Origin of the sequence: Sphingosinicella sp. (genome assembly GCF_013911755.1) — a bacterium.
In the GTDB taxonomy this organism is placed as follows: domain Bacteria; phylum Pseudomonadota; class Alphaproteobacteria; order Sphingomonadales; family Sphingomonadaceae; genus Sphingosinicella.
The window spans coordinates 1-15,490 of the sequence record NZ_JACESP010000038.1; the positions used below are offsets into that span (position 1 = coordinate 1).

General features: G+C 59.1%; 14 protein-coding genes and 1 pseudogene. 2 read left to right on the top strand and 13 right to left on the bottom strand.

The window, feature by feature from the left end; translation table 11 throughout:
- Window positions 1-56: 56 nt before the first annotated feature.
- From H2052_RS17365 to H2052_RS17405, 9 genes and pseudogenes are all read right to left on the bottom strand, one after another.
- Window positions 57-332: a hypothetical protein gene (locus tag H2052_RS17365; RefSeq protein WP_293784684.1), complete on the bottom strand. Its 276-nt coding sequence runs from the start codon at window positions 330-332 to the stop codon at window positions 57-59.
- A 686-nt stretch (window positions 333-1,018) separates the two neighbouring features.
- On the bottom strand, window positions 1,019-1,630 hold the full coding sequence (locus tag H2052_RS17370) for a hypothetical protein (RefSeq protein ID WP_293784687.1): 612 nt from the start codon (window positions 1,628-1,630) through the stop codon (window positions 1,019-1,021).
- On the bottom strand, window positions 1,627-2,343 hold the full coding sequence (locus tag H2052_RS17375) for a HupE/UreJ family protein (protein ID WP_293784690.1): 717 nt from the start codon (window positions 2,341-2,343) through the stop codon (window positions 1,627-1,629). The genes H2052_RS17370 and H2052_RS17375 overlap by 4 nt, the downstream gene beginning before the upstream one ends.
- Before the next feature lie 55 nt (window positions 2,344-2,398).
- A complete protein-coding gene (locus tag H2052_RS17380; RefSeq protein ID WP_293784693.1) occupies window positions 2,399-2,779 on the bottom strand; it encodes a hypothetical protein in 381 nt (126 codons plus the stop codon).
- Between the two features lie 11 nt (window positions 2,780-2,790).
- Entirely contained in the window at window positions 2,791-3,549 is a 759-nt protein-coding gene (locus tag H2052_RS17385) for a DUF4198 domain-containing protein (protein ID WP_293784695.1), read from the bottom strand.
- A 903-nt stretch (window positions 3,550-4,452) separates the two neighbouring features.
- Window positions 4,453-5,003, bottom strand: a pseudogene (locus tag H2052_RS17390) (IS3 family transposase); the annotation flags it as partial.
- A gap of 42 nt (window positions 5,004-5,045) precedes the next feature.
- Entirely contained in the window at window positions 5,046-6,632 is a 1,587-nt protein-coding gene (locus H2052_RS17395; RefSeq protein ID WP_293784721.1) for a thiamine pyrophosphate-binding protein, read from the bottom strand.
- Between the two features lies 1 nt (window position 6,633).
- Window positions 6,634-7,548, bottom strand: a complete 915-nt coding sequence (locus H2052_RS17400; protein ID WP_293784698.1) for a branched-chain amino acid aminotransferase — start codon at window positions 7,546-7,548, stop codon at window positions 6,634-6,636.
- Between the two features lie 79 nt (window positions 7,549-7,627).
- Window positions 7,628-8,224, bottom strand: a complete 597-nt coding sequence (locus H2052_RS17405; protein WP_293784701.1) for a cupin domain-containing protein — start codon at window positions 8,222-8,224, stop codon at window positions 7,628-7,630.
- A gap of 43 nt (window positions 8,225-8,267) precedes the next feature.
- Between H2052_RS17405 and H2052_RS17410 the strand changes: the two genes are divergently transcribed.
- Together H2052_RS17410 and H2052_RS17415 are read left to right on the top strand one after the other, a co-directional pair.
- Window positions 8,268-9,578, top strand: a complete 1,311-nt coding sequence (locus H2052_RS17410) for an allantoate amidohydrolase (protein WP_293784704.1) — start codon at window positions 8,268-8,270, stop codon at window positions 9,576-9,578.
- A 26-nt stretch (window positions 9,579-9,604) separates the two neighbouring features.
- Complete coding sequence (locus H2052_RS17415) at window positions 9,605-10,432, top strand: arginine deiminase family protein (protein WP_293784707.1); 828 nt, start codon at window positions 9,605-9,607, stop codon at window positions 10,430-10,432.
- Between the two features lie 285 nt (window positions 10,433-10,717).
- Here the strand turns inward: H2052_RS17415 and H2052_RS17420 are convergent, their stop codons facing one another.
- The 4 genes from H2052_RS17420 to H2052_RS17435 form a co-directional block, all read right to left on the bottom strand.
- Window positions 10,718-12,820: a prolyl oligopeptidase family serine peptidase gene (locus tag H2052_RS17420; RefSeq protein WP_293784710.1), complete on the bottom strand. Its 2,103-nt coding sequence runs from the start codon at window positions 12,818-12,820 to the stop codon at window positions 10,718-10,720.
- A gap of 355 nt (window positions 12,821-13,175) precedes the next feature.
- Window positions 13,176-13,985, bottom strand: coding sequence for an SDR family oxidoreductase (locus H2052_RS17425; RefSeq protein ID WP_293784714.1), 810 nt, complete (start codon window positions 13,983-13,985; stop codon window positions 13,176-13,178).
- Window positions 13,982-14,860 (bottom strand): 3-keto-5-aminohexanoate cleavage protein, encoded by an 879-nt coding sequence (locus tag H2052_RS17430; RefSeq protein WP_293784718.1) that lies wholly within the window; start codon window positions 14,858-14,860, stop codon window positions 13,982-13,984. The genes H2052_RS17425 and H2052_RS17430 overlap by 4 nt, the downstream gene beginning before the upstream one ends.
- A 49-nt stretch (window positions 14,861-14,909) precedes the next feature.
- On the bottom strand, window positions 14,910-15,413 hold the full coding sequence (locus tag H2052_RS17435) for a hydantoinase B/oxoprolinase family protein (protein WP_293784724.1): 504 nt from the start codon (window positions 15,411-15,413) through the stop codon (window positions 14,910-14,912).
- Window positions 15,414-15,490 lie beyond the last annotated feature (77 nt).

Sequence of the window (15,490 nt, forward strand, 5' to 3'; positions counted from 1 at the left end):
TCATCTTCGTTCCTTCGTCACTGCGACGAAGACCCAACCCTCCTCAAATCACAACCTCAAATCTGTGCCATTGGCGCTGACGGGGAACACTCGAGCGCGGTATCCAGACGCGTGATATTCAGATCGGTCATAATCTTTGCATCGAGAACCTGGATGCTCTGCGGTGTCTCCTTGATAGGCACATCACCGCGATAGGCCTGACGCTGACCAGAGACGACGATGGTGTCATCGACAGCGGTGCTGTCGGCGTCCTGCGCAGCGACGGCGGTCGGCAGCGCCATCAGCGCCACGCTGGTGGCCAGGGCTGCCCGGAATGCTGATTGTCGTGTCATAGTTCCCCCCTATATTTGGCGATGTTGGCCAAGTGCATCTCGAGATGCGGTATCGGTGTTTCCCGCCGCCTGGAGCTCCCTCTGCTCGAAGGACGGTTCTCTTACTCCCTCTCGGCAGATTATGGGCGCGCTGAAGAATCTTGCACCGAAAAGGGCCCGTACGGCGGCGGATTGTAGTGAAGTCAGGTCACCCACCGCGCATTGTGCCGCGATTTACCATGCTGGCAATTTTGGCGGCATGGGCGGCCAAATGAAGGGCCTTTTCCGGTAGTGCTTAGGCGGAGGCCGCAAACAACAACGCGCACCGTCAGGCGCGTTGAAGACGGTGTCCGTCAGAAGGTGCCACGTAAAGTTGACGCGATCGCCCTAGCACAGCAGATTAGGCTGAACGCGTCATGCATTTTATTGAGTACGGAGGTTTACAGGCTTTGAATCTGCAACCTCGTCAACTCTGTGCTTTCGCTGCCCGGTGCGCTCAGCGGAGAGTCAGCGCGTAGAAAGTGGAAAGCAGACAGGCCGGGACCGATGTGGAAGCATCGACCCGATCGGTCACCTGAAAGTGCATGAAGAGTGTCTCACGGACATAGTCGACCAGCATGACCAGGCCGTAGAGGGGGCATCGGAAGGGCCTGCTTTCGCCGTGACAGTCATGGCCATCCTCCCGCTTCCCGCGACTCAGGCCGAGTTCATTCGGCTGGCGGCTCGAACAAATCCTTATAGAATCCTGCGGTTTTCAACATGATCGTGACGGGGACTTCACCACCATTGCGCCAGTACCAGCCATGCGTCCCATCATAGGGTGCGGTGAATGACCCCTGCGCTTCGGTCAGTTCCTTCTGCTTCCAATAGGTGCTGAATTCGCCTTCCTTGCCCTTCGTCGGCTCGCCATGCATGTCCATGCGAACCGCGCCGCCATTGGCGGCCCAGCGGAAGACGAGGCGATCGCCTTTGGCCATGTGGGCCTTGATTTCGATGCCGCTGTGCGGCGCGAGGGTAACCGTCTTCTCGTCGCTGCGCCAGGCGGCGGACGTGGCGATGTTTTCCTTGATTTGGGGCACGATAGTCAGGGTGGCGGCGGCGGAAGCATCAAGCGCCTCTCCCTCATCCTCCATCTCGTCCATTTGCGCCATGCGCGTCAGCCCCATGGCCTTGCCTGCACCTGTGGGGTCGATCCCCCATTCGGCTGGCAGCACGAACAGGAGCAATACGGCCGCCGCTGCCGCCGAAGCAGCAATGGATGCGCGGGCCAGCGCGCGAGGCGATGCCTGATAGGGCAATTGCGTGGCAGTCGTCGTCATGCGGTTCCCTCCATGAAATAGCCCGCCATCTGATAGCCGGTGAGGACAAGCCCCGCGCACATCAGCAGGGCGTTTGCGGGGAGTATCCCGCGCTTGAAGCTTGGGCGGCCTCGCCACAGGGTCATCAGGATGAGGATGATGCTGAGCGCCAGCACCTGTCCGGCCTCGACTCCGACATTGAAGCTGATGAGATTGACCAGCAAGCCGCTGGGCGAGGCGATCAGGTCCTGCAACTTTGTGGCAAGGCCGAAGCCGTGAAAAAGTCCGAAAATCAAAACCGCCGCCTTTTGATTGGGCTCCGCGCCCAGTAGCGTTGGGAACGCGCCCAAATTGTCGAGCGCTTTGTAGACCACGGAAAGGCCGATTATCGCGTCAACCAGATAGGGGTTCGCTTGGATATTGAACATCACGCCTGTCAGCAGGGTAACGCTGTGGCCCACCGCGAACAGGGTCACATAGACCCAGACGTCCTTCAGCCGGTAAAGAAAGAAGATAACGCCAAACAGGAACAGCAGGTGATCATAGCCTGTCACCATGTGTTTGGCGCCAAGGTAGGCGAAGGGGAGGATATTGATGCCTGGGTTGGCCTGGATGAAGGCCTTGTCGCTGTCGGCGACGCCGTGGGCCAGCGCCTCGAACGGTAGCGCCAGTAAAGCCAAGGCGAGCAGAAAGGCTGCCTTGATGGCCCAGGCTGGATTGCCGGTGTGTGTCATCGTCCCTCCCCCCGCGCCCACACAAGACCTGTTCCCGCGTGGGCGCCTGCCAGCATCACTTGATGGTGAATGTGGTGCCGTAGCGTGCCTTCGTCGCCTGGTTGATTACCTGCACGCCAACACTGGCCCCAGCAGGCAGGGTGAGCCCCTTGGCCACGAACTGGTTGCCTTTGCCCGGAACCATGGCAACGTCCTGCCGCTTGCCGCCGGCGGTGATGCTCAGCCGCGCAGTCATGCCGCTGGCCACGACCGGCTCGTCCTCATCGATGACATAAAGCGACACACCCGCGGGCGCCCGCACCAGCTCGAACAGCGTTTCGCCATTCATCTGCACGACCCCGCCATGTTGCGGTTTGGTGGAACCGTGCGCCAGAGCGGATGCTGGCAGAGCACAGGCAAGCGACAAGCCTGCAAGAATGGTCAATGCGCGTTTCATGGGGATTCTCCTCATTCCGGGAGGTGGGGCAAAGTGAATGCGAGAGTCGCAGAATGCTCGACCTGGCCGTAAAGTTTGGGATTGTCGCTCGGCCCGTCATAAACCGCGAGGACTACATTGAGGCCCTGGTTGCGCACGGGCAGGGTGACCGTTCCGTCTGCCGCTGAAAGCAGTGGCTTGGCATCGGGATCGTTGACGAGATCGTTGATCACCCTTGCCCCGGCCAGCGGCGCGCCGTTATACAGCACGCGGTAGGTCATCGGCGTTCCCAGAGTTGCGGGAATGTCCCCCACTGGCACGACCTGCAGCGTATGGCCGGCCAGCGCGGGAATCGGTTTGCTCAGCGGGCCCTGGATGGTGACGGCGTATTTCACGTTCCTGGTGGAAAATGTGGCGTTCGGCATTTCCAACAGCGTCTTCTTCTCGAAATCGCCATTGCCTACGCGGGACCACACGCCATAGGGCATCACCGCAGCGACCAGCGTCGGCTGGGCATCGGAATCGATCAGCACGATCGCCCCGGCAATGCGCGCCGCAGAGTTGATCGGGCGGTATTCCGCGTCGTAGGCGGCAATGCTCTCCACCTGCGGAAGGCGCCGCACCATATCGAGGTCGTCAGCCCCCACGCCATAGATCAGCGCTAGCTGTTTGGCGCGCTGCGCAAACCAAATACCGTGCGCGTTGGCGGCAACCGAAATGGTCATGGTTGCAGCAATTGTCGCAGCACAAATTGACCGTCGCAAAATGCGAGGCATGGTTCCATTCGTCATCGGTGTCTCCCTCCGTATGGCTTGGCCTTATCCTCCCTACGGTAAACCCGATGCCGGGCATTTCATGCCGAATTGCAGTGCCGTCACAGCGATGTTGCGCTGTCCAGCCCCTGCATTCGAGCGTTTGATTTTTTACGTGCAAGGTCTTCCCGGCAGCATCCCGCGCCAGGAGCCCCTCCTCTTCCTCCCTGTGGCACATGAGTTGCGCAGCGCTGACGGAACGAAATCCGCCGCCTGATCGTCACGGACGGTCGATGATCGGACTCGAGTTCAGCTTTTGTTCTGTTGTTCTATTTAAGTAAAGCTGAGAGTGATTATGATATCCCAGCCGATACCAAGGGATCTTCTCCAAAATGTTTCAGACTGCCCACGATGATCGGTCCGGTTGTGTTGCTTAGTACGGTGGATTTGGCCTGAAAAGCGCCCCCAAACCCGCCACTCTGAGTATTATTTTGTATTCATCAACAATTTAGGACTTATTGGGCGGAGCGAAAGGTAGGCAGGGCCATAGGCAAAATATCTGCTGCTCGATCTTGTCGATGTTCTTAATTTGGCCGTGACGCCTTCATCATTCCAGGATCGTCGCTGATGATCGCATTGTGCACAAGCGGGTCAGGCAGCCCGGAGTCGCTCCAAAATAAACCGGAATATTGATGCGGCACGTTCGGTTCAGCAATGCCCGGGGGAACGCGACCGGCCCGATATCTGCAGGGCCTCGCGCACGGTTTGCGACTGTGACATCTGTTGTCACCAGGCGCTCAGTGAGCGCCCGTCGGGAACTTGATCTCTTTGAGCATTCCACCAGGCTTGCCATTGCGCGAGGATAAAACGAGACATCCACCTTATCGCCGCCTTAATTGTATTACGCTTCCAGCCTACGCGCGTTGTGGGAGGAGGAGAAGGCAGCCCCTCGCGACGCCAGATGCGTTCGACCCGCTTGGCATTCACCTTCCACCCTTCACGCCGCAATAAAGCGGTGATCCGCCGATAGCCATAGCGACCATAATCAGAAGCGAGCCGGACTATGTCTGCCGTCAGGCGCTTCTCATCCGATCGTGGCGGCGCAGGACGGCGCTGAGTCGAACGGTGTAGGCCGATGGCCCGGCGCGCACGACGCTCGGACACGCCGAGCTTCGCACACGCATGGGCAATACCAGCGCAGCGTCGCGAGGGGCTCAGTACTTTCCCTCGATGACCTCCTTCAGGATCAGCGCATCCAGCGTCAGGTTGGACACCGCCTTCCTGAGCCGCGAGTTCTCCTTCTCCAGAGACTTCCGACGTGCCGCCTGCGTCACCTTCAACCCGCCATATTCACACCGCCAGCGGTAAATGCTCTGCTCCGAGATGCCCAGACCACGGCATATCGCCCCCGTCTTCTCACCCCCGGAAAGCCGTACCTCGGCCTCCCGCAGCATCCCGATGACCTGCTCTGCTATGCAGTTTTTCCGTGCCATTCTCCGCTCCTTTCAAGCGCAAAACAGCCGAAACTCTACCTGTCAAAGAGGACCAGTTTTCAGGGGGAAGGCCATCGCTTGTTGGAAATGCTCCAGCAACTCATTGGATGGGCGTTCGCAGACAATATCAAGTACGAACGGCCGGCTCGCGGCGAACGCGCGGTCTAGGGCGGGCGCTAGATCCGTAGAAGCAAGGACACGCTCGCCATCCCCTCCCATAGCGCGTGCCATGGCTGCGAAGTCTACCCGCGGCAGGCAGACCTCATAAGCAGCACCGAACTGCGCCACCTGTACATCGGACATCATGCCGTATTCCGAATCGTTCAACACAATGAGCAAGCTAGGGCCGCCTAGCTCGAAAAGCGTTGAGAGGTCGCTTAGCGACATCAAAAGACAGCCATCACCCGTGACACAGACAATACGCTCACGAGGCTCAGCCACTCGCGCGGCAAGCGCTGCTGGCAAAGCAAAACCCATGCTGGCCCAATCGCCGCCACCAATGCAATTGTGCCTGTTATGAATGGGTAGCAGGGTACGCGCCCAAACTTCATGATTACCAGCATCAACGACGGTTATTGCGCCCATATCAAGACGCGCGCGCAGCGCAGCGAGCGTCTCTACAAACAGATTCGCGTCCGAAGGCTTCGCATTTATAACGACTTTGCGAAGAGAAGTCTCGATATCGAGGCGGTTTGCGTCGCAGCTTGCAACGCCGCCCGTCATGCGCCGCTTCACGAGTAGAACACGTCCTGCTGCACGTGAGACGATACGTTCATAATTCGCAGCTTCACTGTCGATGCCGAAGAGGACACAGATATCCGCCTCATTTATGGCAGCGAAAGCCTGCGAACCAAACATGTGTTCGTGTGCCACGCCGATATAAAGCGGGTGCTGCTCACTGACCGCACCCAGCGCATCCCGCGTGACGGCAATGCGAGCGCCCGTGTCTTCAGCCATGTCCAACGCTAGAGCACGAGCTACGCCCTCCGCCGCGCCAGCGTCAATCACGACCACTGGATACGCAGCAGTCCTCAGCGCCGCACGCGCGGCAGTTATCTCGGCCTCAGCGAATCCCAACAGTGTCGGCGCTACCGGCGAATAGTACCAATCACCGCCCGCATCCGCAGAAAACAGATCAAGCGGTATTTCAACATAAGTAGGGCCGGGCCTGCCCGAACGCGCCAGTCTGAAGGCTTCCGCGAGCGTCGGCCCAAGCGCTTGCAGCGTGCGCACGCGCACTGCGGATTTAACAAGTGGTGCCACGGCATCGCGACAATAGTCTTCGCGCTGAAGCGCATGAAGTTCAAACGCCTGGGCGCCGCAGGGCACGCCTCCCGCCAGTAGCACCACGGGCCAGCCCGAATGCGCCGCCTGAGCCAGACCATTCATCGCGTTCAGCACACCCGGTCCTGCAGTGACGACGCCAACGCCCGTACGTCCGGTGAATCGCGCGTAGGCCGCGGCCATAAAACTCACTGTGCTTTCATGGCGAGCCGAAATCGCTCGAATTGACGGCGCCCGACGTAGCGCATCATAGATGCCCACGACATGCGAACCAACAATACCAAAGGCCGTATCGACTGCCTCAGCGCGCAGCGCCGCGACGACCATATCACCCGCACGCAACATGTCATCCACGGCCGATAGCCTCATCATAAGCGCGCATAATCGCTTCAGTAATGACGCCTGGCGTGTAGCTGCGCGCGCCAATGCTGCGTACAGCAGTGATTTCTGCAGCAGTGCCGGTTAGAAAGACCTCGCTCGCGCGCTGCAACTCTGAAGGGTGTATGTCACCTTCCCACACTTCCAAGCCTTGCGCGCGCGCGGTAGCCAATACGGTTTGCCGGGTAATGCCGCTGAGAATATAGTCCGGTCCCGGCGTCCGCAGCTTGCCGTCGATGACAGCGAAGATATTGGCTGTGGTCGCCTCAGCGACGAAGCCGCGGCAATCGAAAGTCAGGGCGTCGTCGCATCCCTTTGCTTCCGCCGCGTGCTTGGCCAGCGTGCCCGTCATATATAGTCCTGCAGCCTTGGATGCGATGGGTGCCATGTTCGGCGCCATGCGCACCCAGCGTGAGACATCAAGCGCGACGCCACGCAAGCGCTCATCAAGGGAGGGAGCCATCGGCGTCGCCCAAGCAGCTATGGCGACGTGGATCGTGTTGCGTTGACCCGAGACGCCCATCATCTCCGATCCGCGCCACGCGACGGGGCGAACGTACAACTCTTCCACGTCGTATTGATCGACAACCTCCTGCGTCGCCGCGCTAAGTGCTTCGACGCTGTAGGGAAGGTTGAAGTCCAGCAGTTCAGCCGAGCGTCGAAGCCTGCGCGAGTGCTGCTCCAGTGCGAAGACGCGCCCCCGATAAGCCTTCTCGCCTTCAAACACCGCACTTGCATAATGTAGGGCGTGGGAAAGGACGTGCAGCGACGCTTCGCGCCAAGGGCGCATCGAGCCGTCCATCCAAATGCGGCCCGGACGATCGTGGAACGGCGCACCCGCGCCCAAATACTGTGTGACCATCGCGCCCCCAATATTGTTCATTATTTGCTTCATTTCGACGGGGCGTCAAGACCAAAATGTTTGCGATTCACCACAGGCGGAGGCCGGGTACCCACCTCACCTATACGCTCGGCGGACTCTGCGCACTGATGATCTCTCCAGCCTCCGCTCCGATATTACGGAACCGATGCGGCTTCCGGCTACTGAAATAATAGGCGTCCCCCGCGCTCAGAACCTGGACATCGCCTCCCACGGTGACCTCGAAAACACCCTTGACCACAAATCCGCCTTCTTCGCCATCGTGAGACATCATTTCAGCGCCAGTATCACCACCAACAGCATACACACCCCAGAAAATTTGTATGGCCTGCTCGCCCATGTCCCAACCAATCTGGGTGAGCGAAATTCCTTTACCATCCGAGAGTTTCTTTAAGTCTGCACGGCGATAGAAAGTTTGGGGTTCATGCGTGAGGTCGTCGGAAAAGAACGCTGATAGGGTCGTGTCGAGACCATCAAGTATCTTCTTGATCGAACTGAGCGAGGGGCTGATGCGGCCCTTTTCCACTAATGAAATAGTCGTATTAGCGACACCCGACAGCCGCGCCAGGTCACGCTGCGAGAGCCCGCGCTCTGTACGCAGCTGGCGCAACCTAAGTCCGAACGATTCATCTACCGGGTCAATGCTGCGCGGAAGCACGGCGGGGTTGGGTTGCGACATCTGTCTCACTTTCACAATCGTTCAATATAATTGACATTTATTGGTGCGCCAGTTTAATATTGATCAACTACCGTATCCGAAAGTACCGCATTTCATGCCAGCAAACGACGGTCGCGTCGACGGAGCCAGACTTTGGCACTCATTGCAGGAGCTTGCGTGCATCGGCGCCACACCCCAGGGCGGTGTACGCCGCCTCGCATTCACAGCGGAGGACCGCGCCGGGCGGGCGCATTTCGTCGCACAATGCCGCGCGATCGGCATGCGCGTCGAACGCGACGCGATCGGCAACCTGTTTGCCCTGACGTCCGGCGATACGGAGCTCGGCTCGATCATGGTTGGGAGCCATCTCGACACGCAGGTCTCGGGTGGCAAGTACGACGGCGCCTTTGGCGTCATGTGCGCGCTCGAAATTGCGCGTACGCTGCATGAACGTCACCGCACGCTGCGCAGACCATTCGAGATCGCCGTCTGGGCCAACGAAGAAGGCGCGCGTTTTGCACCGCCCATGATGGGCTCAGGTGTGTTCGTGGAGCGCTTTGCCATAGACGATATGAAGGCACAGGTTGACGCCTCCAGCATACCATTGAGCGAAAGCCTTGCCGCCGACGCAGCATTATTGGCCCTCCCATATCGTACCGCCCGCGGTGTGCGAGCCTATTTCGAACCACACATTGAGCAAGGCCCCATCCTCGAGCAGAAAGATGTGCCCATCGGCATTGTGATCGGCGCGCAAGCAGTGTGCTGGCTCGATGTGCAAATTGATGGATTTTCCAACCATGCCGGACCTACGCCCATGCCGATGCGGCGCGACGCACTGCTTGCAGCGGCTGAAATCGCGCTGGCGGCGGAGTCAATTGCACTAAAAAATGCGCCACACGGGCGCGCCACCGCCGGGCAGATCGCGGTCACCAACCCAGCGCGCAATGTCGCTCCTGGCGCGGCGACGCTCTGGCTTGACCTGCGCCATCCCGATGAGACCGTCCTCGACTCCATGATCGACAGCCTTAGCGAGGTGGTTGTCAGCATAGAAGCGCATCGCCGTGTCAACATTTCGATCGATCCGATCTGGCGAATGGAAGCGACACAGTTCGATCCCACCTTGGTGGAGGCGCTGCACGCTGCCGCTAGGGACAACGGCATCGCCGCAATCGACATGATCTCAGGCGCTGGACACGATGCGCTTCACTTGGCACTGCGTTATCCTGCTGCGATGCTCTTCACGCCGTGCGAAGGCGGCGTCAGCCACAATGAAGCAGAGAACATGCGCAGTGACCACGCGACCCTCGCCTGCCAAATCCTCTATGATGCGATCGAGCCCATGCTGACGGGCGAAGCAGTCGAGGTAACACAATGACTTGGGGCGTAGCATGCGATTATGATGTGCTGACAGACGTAATGATCAGCTCGCCAGATCACTATGTATGGCTGCCCAATTGTGCGGTGGCGCGTGAGGCGATGGGTCATGGCGCGCGATTCGACCTTGATCTCGCCAAGCGGCAACACGAAGGCCTGCGCCGTACGCTGGAGGCGATTGGCGCCAAGGTGCACGAAGTCCCGCCGCGTTCGGACCTGCCCGATCTTTGCTTCACGCGCGACACAAGTGTCATGACGCCTTGGGGGCTGATGAGCTGTCGCATGGCCATGCCAGAGCGCGTTGCGGAAGTGGATGCCGTCGAAAATTATGCGCGCGCGCTCGGCATACCCCTATGGCGGCGTATTGCATCAGGCTGCATAGAAGGTGGTGACGTGTGCTTGTTGCGCCCTGGCCTTGCACTCATCGGCGTAAGTGGTGAGCGTACAATGCCTTCCGGCGCAGCCGAAGCCGCGCGAGCCTTCCGCGACGAAGGTTGGGATGTACATCTACACGCTTTCGAGCCATTCTTCCTACACCTCGACACCTACTTCTGCATGGTGGCTGAGGACGCCGCTCTCGCCTGCATCGACGTCATCGATGACGACCTTCTGGATTGGATTGGCGCGCGCGGCGTGCACATCATCCCGGTCAGCTACAAGGAAATGCGCAGGCTCGGAGCAAACGTGCTCGCGCTAGGTGACCGCCGCGTTCTTGCCGCCGCGCACAATCGAAGAATAAGTACTACCATGCGCGAGACAGGCCTCACCGTTATTGAGACCGACATTACCCAATTCACTTTGGGTGGCGGTGGCGTCCATTGCCTGACCATGGCTCTTGGGCGCGCGCGCGCCTGAGGAGTTGCCTTGTTGCCCCCCCCATTGGGTGCGCACCTCTGATACGCTCCTGCGGAAGCAAGAAAGGCGACCGGATGACAACGCCGAGGCCTCTCAAAGGCAGCCCTCTGCAATCGAAGTCAAGCTGTCGATGAGCAAGAAGGGCTGCGCCAAGGTAGGTTGGAGCAATTTTCTGATCCATCAAATGCAAACCGAGATGAATTTGAGCTGCGGCAGCAATTTGACCCATAACGTCACGGAGTTCCAATGGGCAAACGCCGAGCGCCTTGCGTCATTCCCCATTACTCATTCGCTTTGGACACTTGATGAGCCTAGTCGACTTTCAAAAAAGTCGAGTATCGCCTCGCCCACGCGAACAGAGGTGCGGTGCAGGCGCCAGTCATGCCCTTCGTTAGGAAGCAACATCGTTTCCACTGGCACGCCGCGTTCACGCAGACGCGCGGCCAAGTCTGTGGACTGATCAACATCCACAGCCTCGTCATCGTCGCCAGTAATGATCAGTACAGGCGAACGCCAGCCATCAATGGCATCGATGGCTGAGGAACGACGGAGCGTGTCGATAAAGCTTTGCGGGAACGCTTCCGACTCGAGGCCATATTGCTCGAAGCCGAAACGTGGCCAGTCGTGCACGCCGTGAATGTCTGCACCGGCTGCGAACACATCGGAATTGTGCGCCAGCGCGTACGCGGTAACGACGCCGCCGTGCGAACCACCCCAGATGCCAATGCGCGCGCGATCCGCGCCTGCTTCGCGCACGAGATAGTCAGCCGCCGCAAGCATGTCGGCATGTTCGGAACCGCCTTGCGGGCCTTGTCGCGGTGCGTTGCGGAACGCCGCACCATAGCCGGTGCCAGAACGATAGTTTACCACCAGCGCAATGAAGCCGCGCCGCGCCGCCAGTTGGCTCAGGGCGTAGGCGTTGCTGTAGTATTTCAGCTCGTGCCAGCCCGGCAGCATCTGTCGGTGCGGGCCACCATGTACGAAGATGAGCGCGGGCGGGTGAGTCCCAGCGGGAACATTCTGCGGCGTAAATACGTAGCCGTGTACGGGCTGACCGTCCGCTGCGGTGAAACGCACCATACGCGGCGGCTGGAATGCCTCTGCCATATAGGTCGGGACCTGGTCAAAGGGCGCGAGGCGGCGGATCTCTCCGCCCGCGCGCGCGATAACGCTCACCGACAATGGCGTCTGGAAGTCGCCGCCGATGAAGGCGATCTGCTCGCCGCCCGCGCTAACAGGATTGAGGTCGGTGCGTTCGCCGCTGGTGAGCTGGCGCCACTGGCCTGAAGCGATGTCGCTCGTCCAGACGTGGCGGCGATCAATGTCGCCGCAATTGTTAGACGTCAGCAGCTGTCCATGCATACGATCGATGGAGGCGTGTTCGACCTCGCACGAGCCTGGCGTCAACGGAGACACAGCGCCATTCGACACGTTGAGCCGATAGGCGCGCAACCAGCCATCATGTTCCGACTGGAACACGAGGTTGTTGTCGTCCGCCCAAGCGAGCGGCAGGCCAATCTCCTGCGCAAAACCGCCAGCGTCGCCCGGTGACGCCCAAAGCTCCCGGCCCTGCCCGGTGGCAACGTCGGCTATCCAGATCGAGAACGGCCACGGAGACAGCACGAGCGGATAGTCGTCATCGAAGCGGCGTCCGGCGATGCGGATAAACGCAACGCGACGCCCGTCAGGGGACCACACAGGCAGTGCGTCGCGCGCCAAGTTCGGCGCCATCCAATGCACGGCACCGCTGGCGAAATTGTAGACTCCCAAATAGGAGACCGCGCGATGGCGCTGAACGAATGCGATGTTCTCGCCCGAGGGCGAAAAACGCGCTCCACCCGCATCGCCGCGCATGCTGATAAGCAAGCGCGGTTCAGCGCCGCGCCGGGTAAGATCGAGACTAAGAAGACTCCGGCCGCGCTTGAAGATGAGTCTCGTACCATCTGGCGAGAGAACAGGCTTCGTCCCATGCGCCACTTGTCGCGTGGCCCCACGTTGCGTGGACACCCATATCTCCTCCGCCGCGCCCAATGCGCGACTCGCTGCGTTCACCGGCTCGCTCGCACCTAGCGGATCGCTGTTACGTGCAAAGGCGATGACATCGCCACGCGCACTGATTGAGAGTGAAGATATCTGATAGCCATCATCGCCTTCGAATTCGGCTACGCGCGTGGCAGCGAAGTCGGGCGCGGATGCACGCCAAACACTGCGCATTCCCTCCTGCTCCACAGTCCAGACGATTTCGCCAGCCCCGTTGGCAGCCAGCTGCGACGCTTGTGCAAAACTCAGCGCCTGCGCCACGTCGGATTGCTGCGCGCTTGCGCTCACGGGCAACCTCATGAAGACCGTCCAAACAACTGTCGCGACAATACCTTTCCAAATGCGCATCGCGGTTACCCTTAGCGTTGTTATACGAATGCCGTGTCTTGATGTGTACTAAGCTGACCAGTTCTTTGGACAGTATGCCTTGCTCTGAAAGCATGCCGGGTAAGTTGAAGCCAACACGCCATAGACAATCTATTGGCGTCTTAAGCAGCTGACGCAATATCAACCAATCCCATTTGAACTGCCTAACCTCGGCCAGTCTGATTTAATTGAGTGACACGACCCATATTGCTTGAAGAAAACAATTGTTGGCGTCATCGAAGCGCGAAGCAAAAAATCGCGTATTCATATGCCCCATGGAGTCGCATTTCCATTGCATGGTAGAATTCGTAAGCATGGGCCACTCTCCCTACCAATGTCACTCCCACTCAACGTTTCCGCAAACGCCAATGGATTGTCCTGAAATGAAGCGCGCGGCATCTGAACACAAAAAAAGAGCCATTGCTGCCACATCACTTGGCATTACCATCGTTCGCATGGAAATATAGCGTTGCACATCTTCAATCACAGCCGCGAGTCTTTGACCGGACGCTTCGGCCATACCCTGGAAAATCCTGCGGGCGCGTTCACCATCCACAGCACCGGGAAGAACTTCATTGCAACGAATGCCATAAGGCCCGAGTTCTCGGGCCAGTGTTCGAGTTAATCCTGAAAGCCCGGTCTTTCCCGCCACATAGTTCGACCGGTTTGGCGGCGCAGTACGAATACTGCTCGTGTTAACATTAAGGATGACGCCCCCGCCGGCCGCTTTCATGGCGGGAACGACTTGACGTACACAATAGAACGGACCTGAAAGATTGACACGTATGGCATGATCCCAAGCGACAATATCTAAATCTTCCACGGCCCCGATCGGGCCTGCCACGCCGCCATTGTTGATCAGGATATCGACATCTCCCTGCGCCGCCACCGCAGCCTCGATGAAGCGTGCAACATCGGCGGGCTCGCCGAGATCGGCGCGCATGGTAAAAACGTCCTCCTCCGCTTGATGGGCCGCTCGAAGCGCATCAAGGCTGATGTCACAGATGGAAACTCTGGCGCCATTCGCAAGGAAGGTGCGAGCCATCTCCCAGCCTATGCCGGATGCAGCTGCAGTAACGACGACATGACGTTCGCGCCAGTGCGTAGAGCCATCAACCCCTGCGGTCGGGACATTGGGGAAGATCATGCCACCAACCCAAGCTCGGCACGAGCCTCCGCAACCGTGGCGACCTGCGCGCCCATCCGCTCAATGATGTCGGCCGCTCGCTGTACCAACTGTGCATTGGTCGCCGGAACGCCTTTCTCCAGATAGAGATTGTCTTCCAGACCAACGCGTACATTGCCTCCCAGAATAACTGATTGGGCGACCATCGCCATCTGGTCTCGACCGATGCCAAAGGCGCCCCAGACCGCCCCTTGTGGAAGCATGTCGCACATCGCGACCATCGCCCGTGTCGTTGCGGGCATGCCGTATTTCACACCCATGCAAAGTTGTATAAGCGGTGGCGCATCGAATATGCCGGAGTCAATGAACTCTTTTGTTCGCCAGAGGTCTCCCGGGGAAAAGCATTCAATTTCCGGTTTCACTCCGATCTTTTGCACCTCTCGAGCGATATAATCGACGTGTGCTGGAAGGTTACAGTATACGCTATCGCCGTAATTCATGATCGGCACGTCCAGCGAACAGACATCCGGCCTTGCTGCACGAATATGCTGCAGCCGACGCTCGGGCGCCCAGAAATCCGTTTTCGCGTCATCCAACCTAGAGGGATTTTGAAGATCAAATGCGAGGCTCATACCGATCGCGGATGTGAGATTGATAATGATGTCCGTCCGCTGACAACGGATCAGATCAACGACGCGCATAAAATCATCAGTTTTCCACGATTCAAGACCGGTATCAGGATCCCTGACATGAATGTGCACCATCGTTGCACCCGCCGCGGCGACATCCGCAACGTCTCGCGCAATCTCCTCCGCCGTAACGGGTAGATGGCGGTTTCTGGAACGATTGTCGGCACCGCCAGTCACGGCACAGGTAATCGAAACTTTAGACTTCATCACAGATCTCCTGCTTGCCGTACGGTGGCCATGAATAGATCGAACGGGATCAGCTCAGTTCCACAGCCTGCTGCCGTGTGTGCAAGGTTGCGGTAGCATCCACGCCGCCGCCGTCCAGAAATTTGACTCCGTAAATATTCTGCGCCCTCTCCCGGGAGATGAATCCTTCGGCAACATCGGCAGCTACGCGCTCCGGATCGCGTCGTCGGGGATCGCCATAGCCGCCGCCACCGCATCCCACCGATACGATCCGTTCGCCAGCTTCGACGACAATCTGGGCACAGGCCTCAAGCGGCAGAACCTCGCCATTCCGATGTTTGAGCCATTGGCCCGCCCGACCACCAGTCTGCCCTCCCCGCGCGCCTTTAGGACCATTGATGTTTCCGTCGCCGACATAGCCGACTTCGAATGAAGCGCCGACCGGCCCGAACTCGCAAAGAAATGCGGGAGCCCCCCGGAACATGCCTGCGCCCTCGGTATCCGGCATGATATGCCTCTCGTATACATGTAGTGGCTGGTAGAGCTCCGCCAATTCGACGCTGTCCGTCGTCAGAACATTTGGCGCAACTCGCGGCGTAAATTAGCGGAGTGCGGGCCTCGTCTGGGGGTTGATGTTAGGCGGCGAGCTTG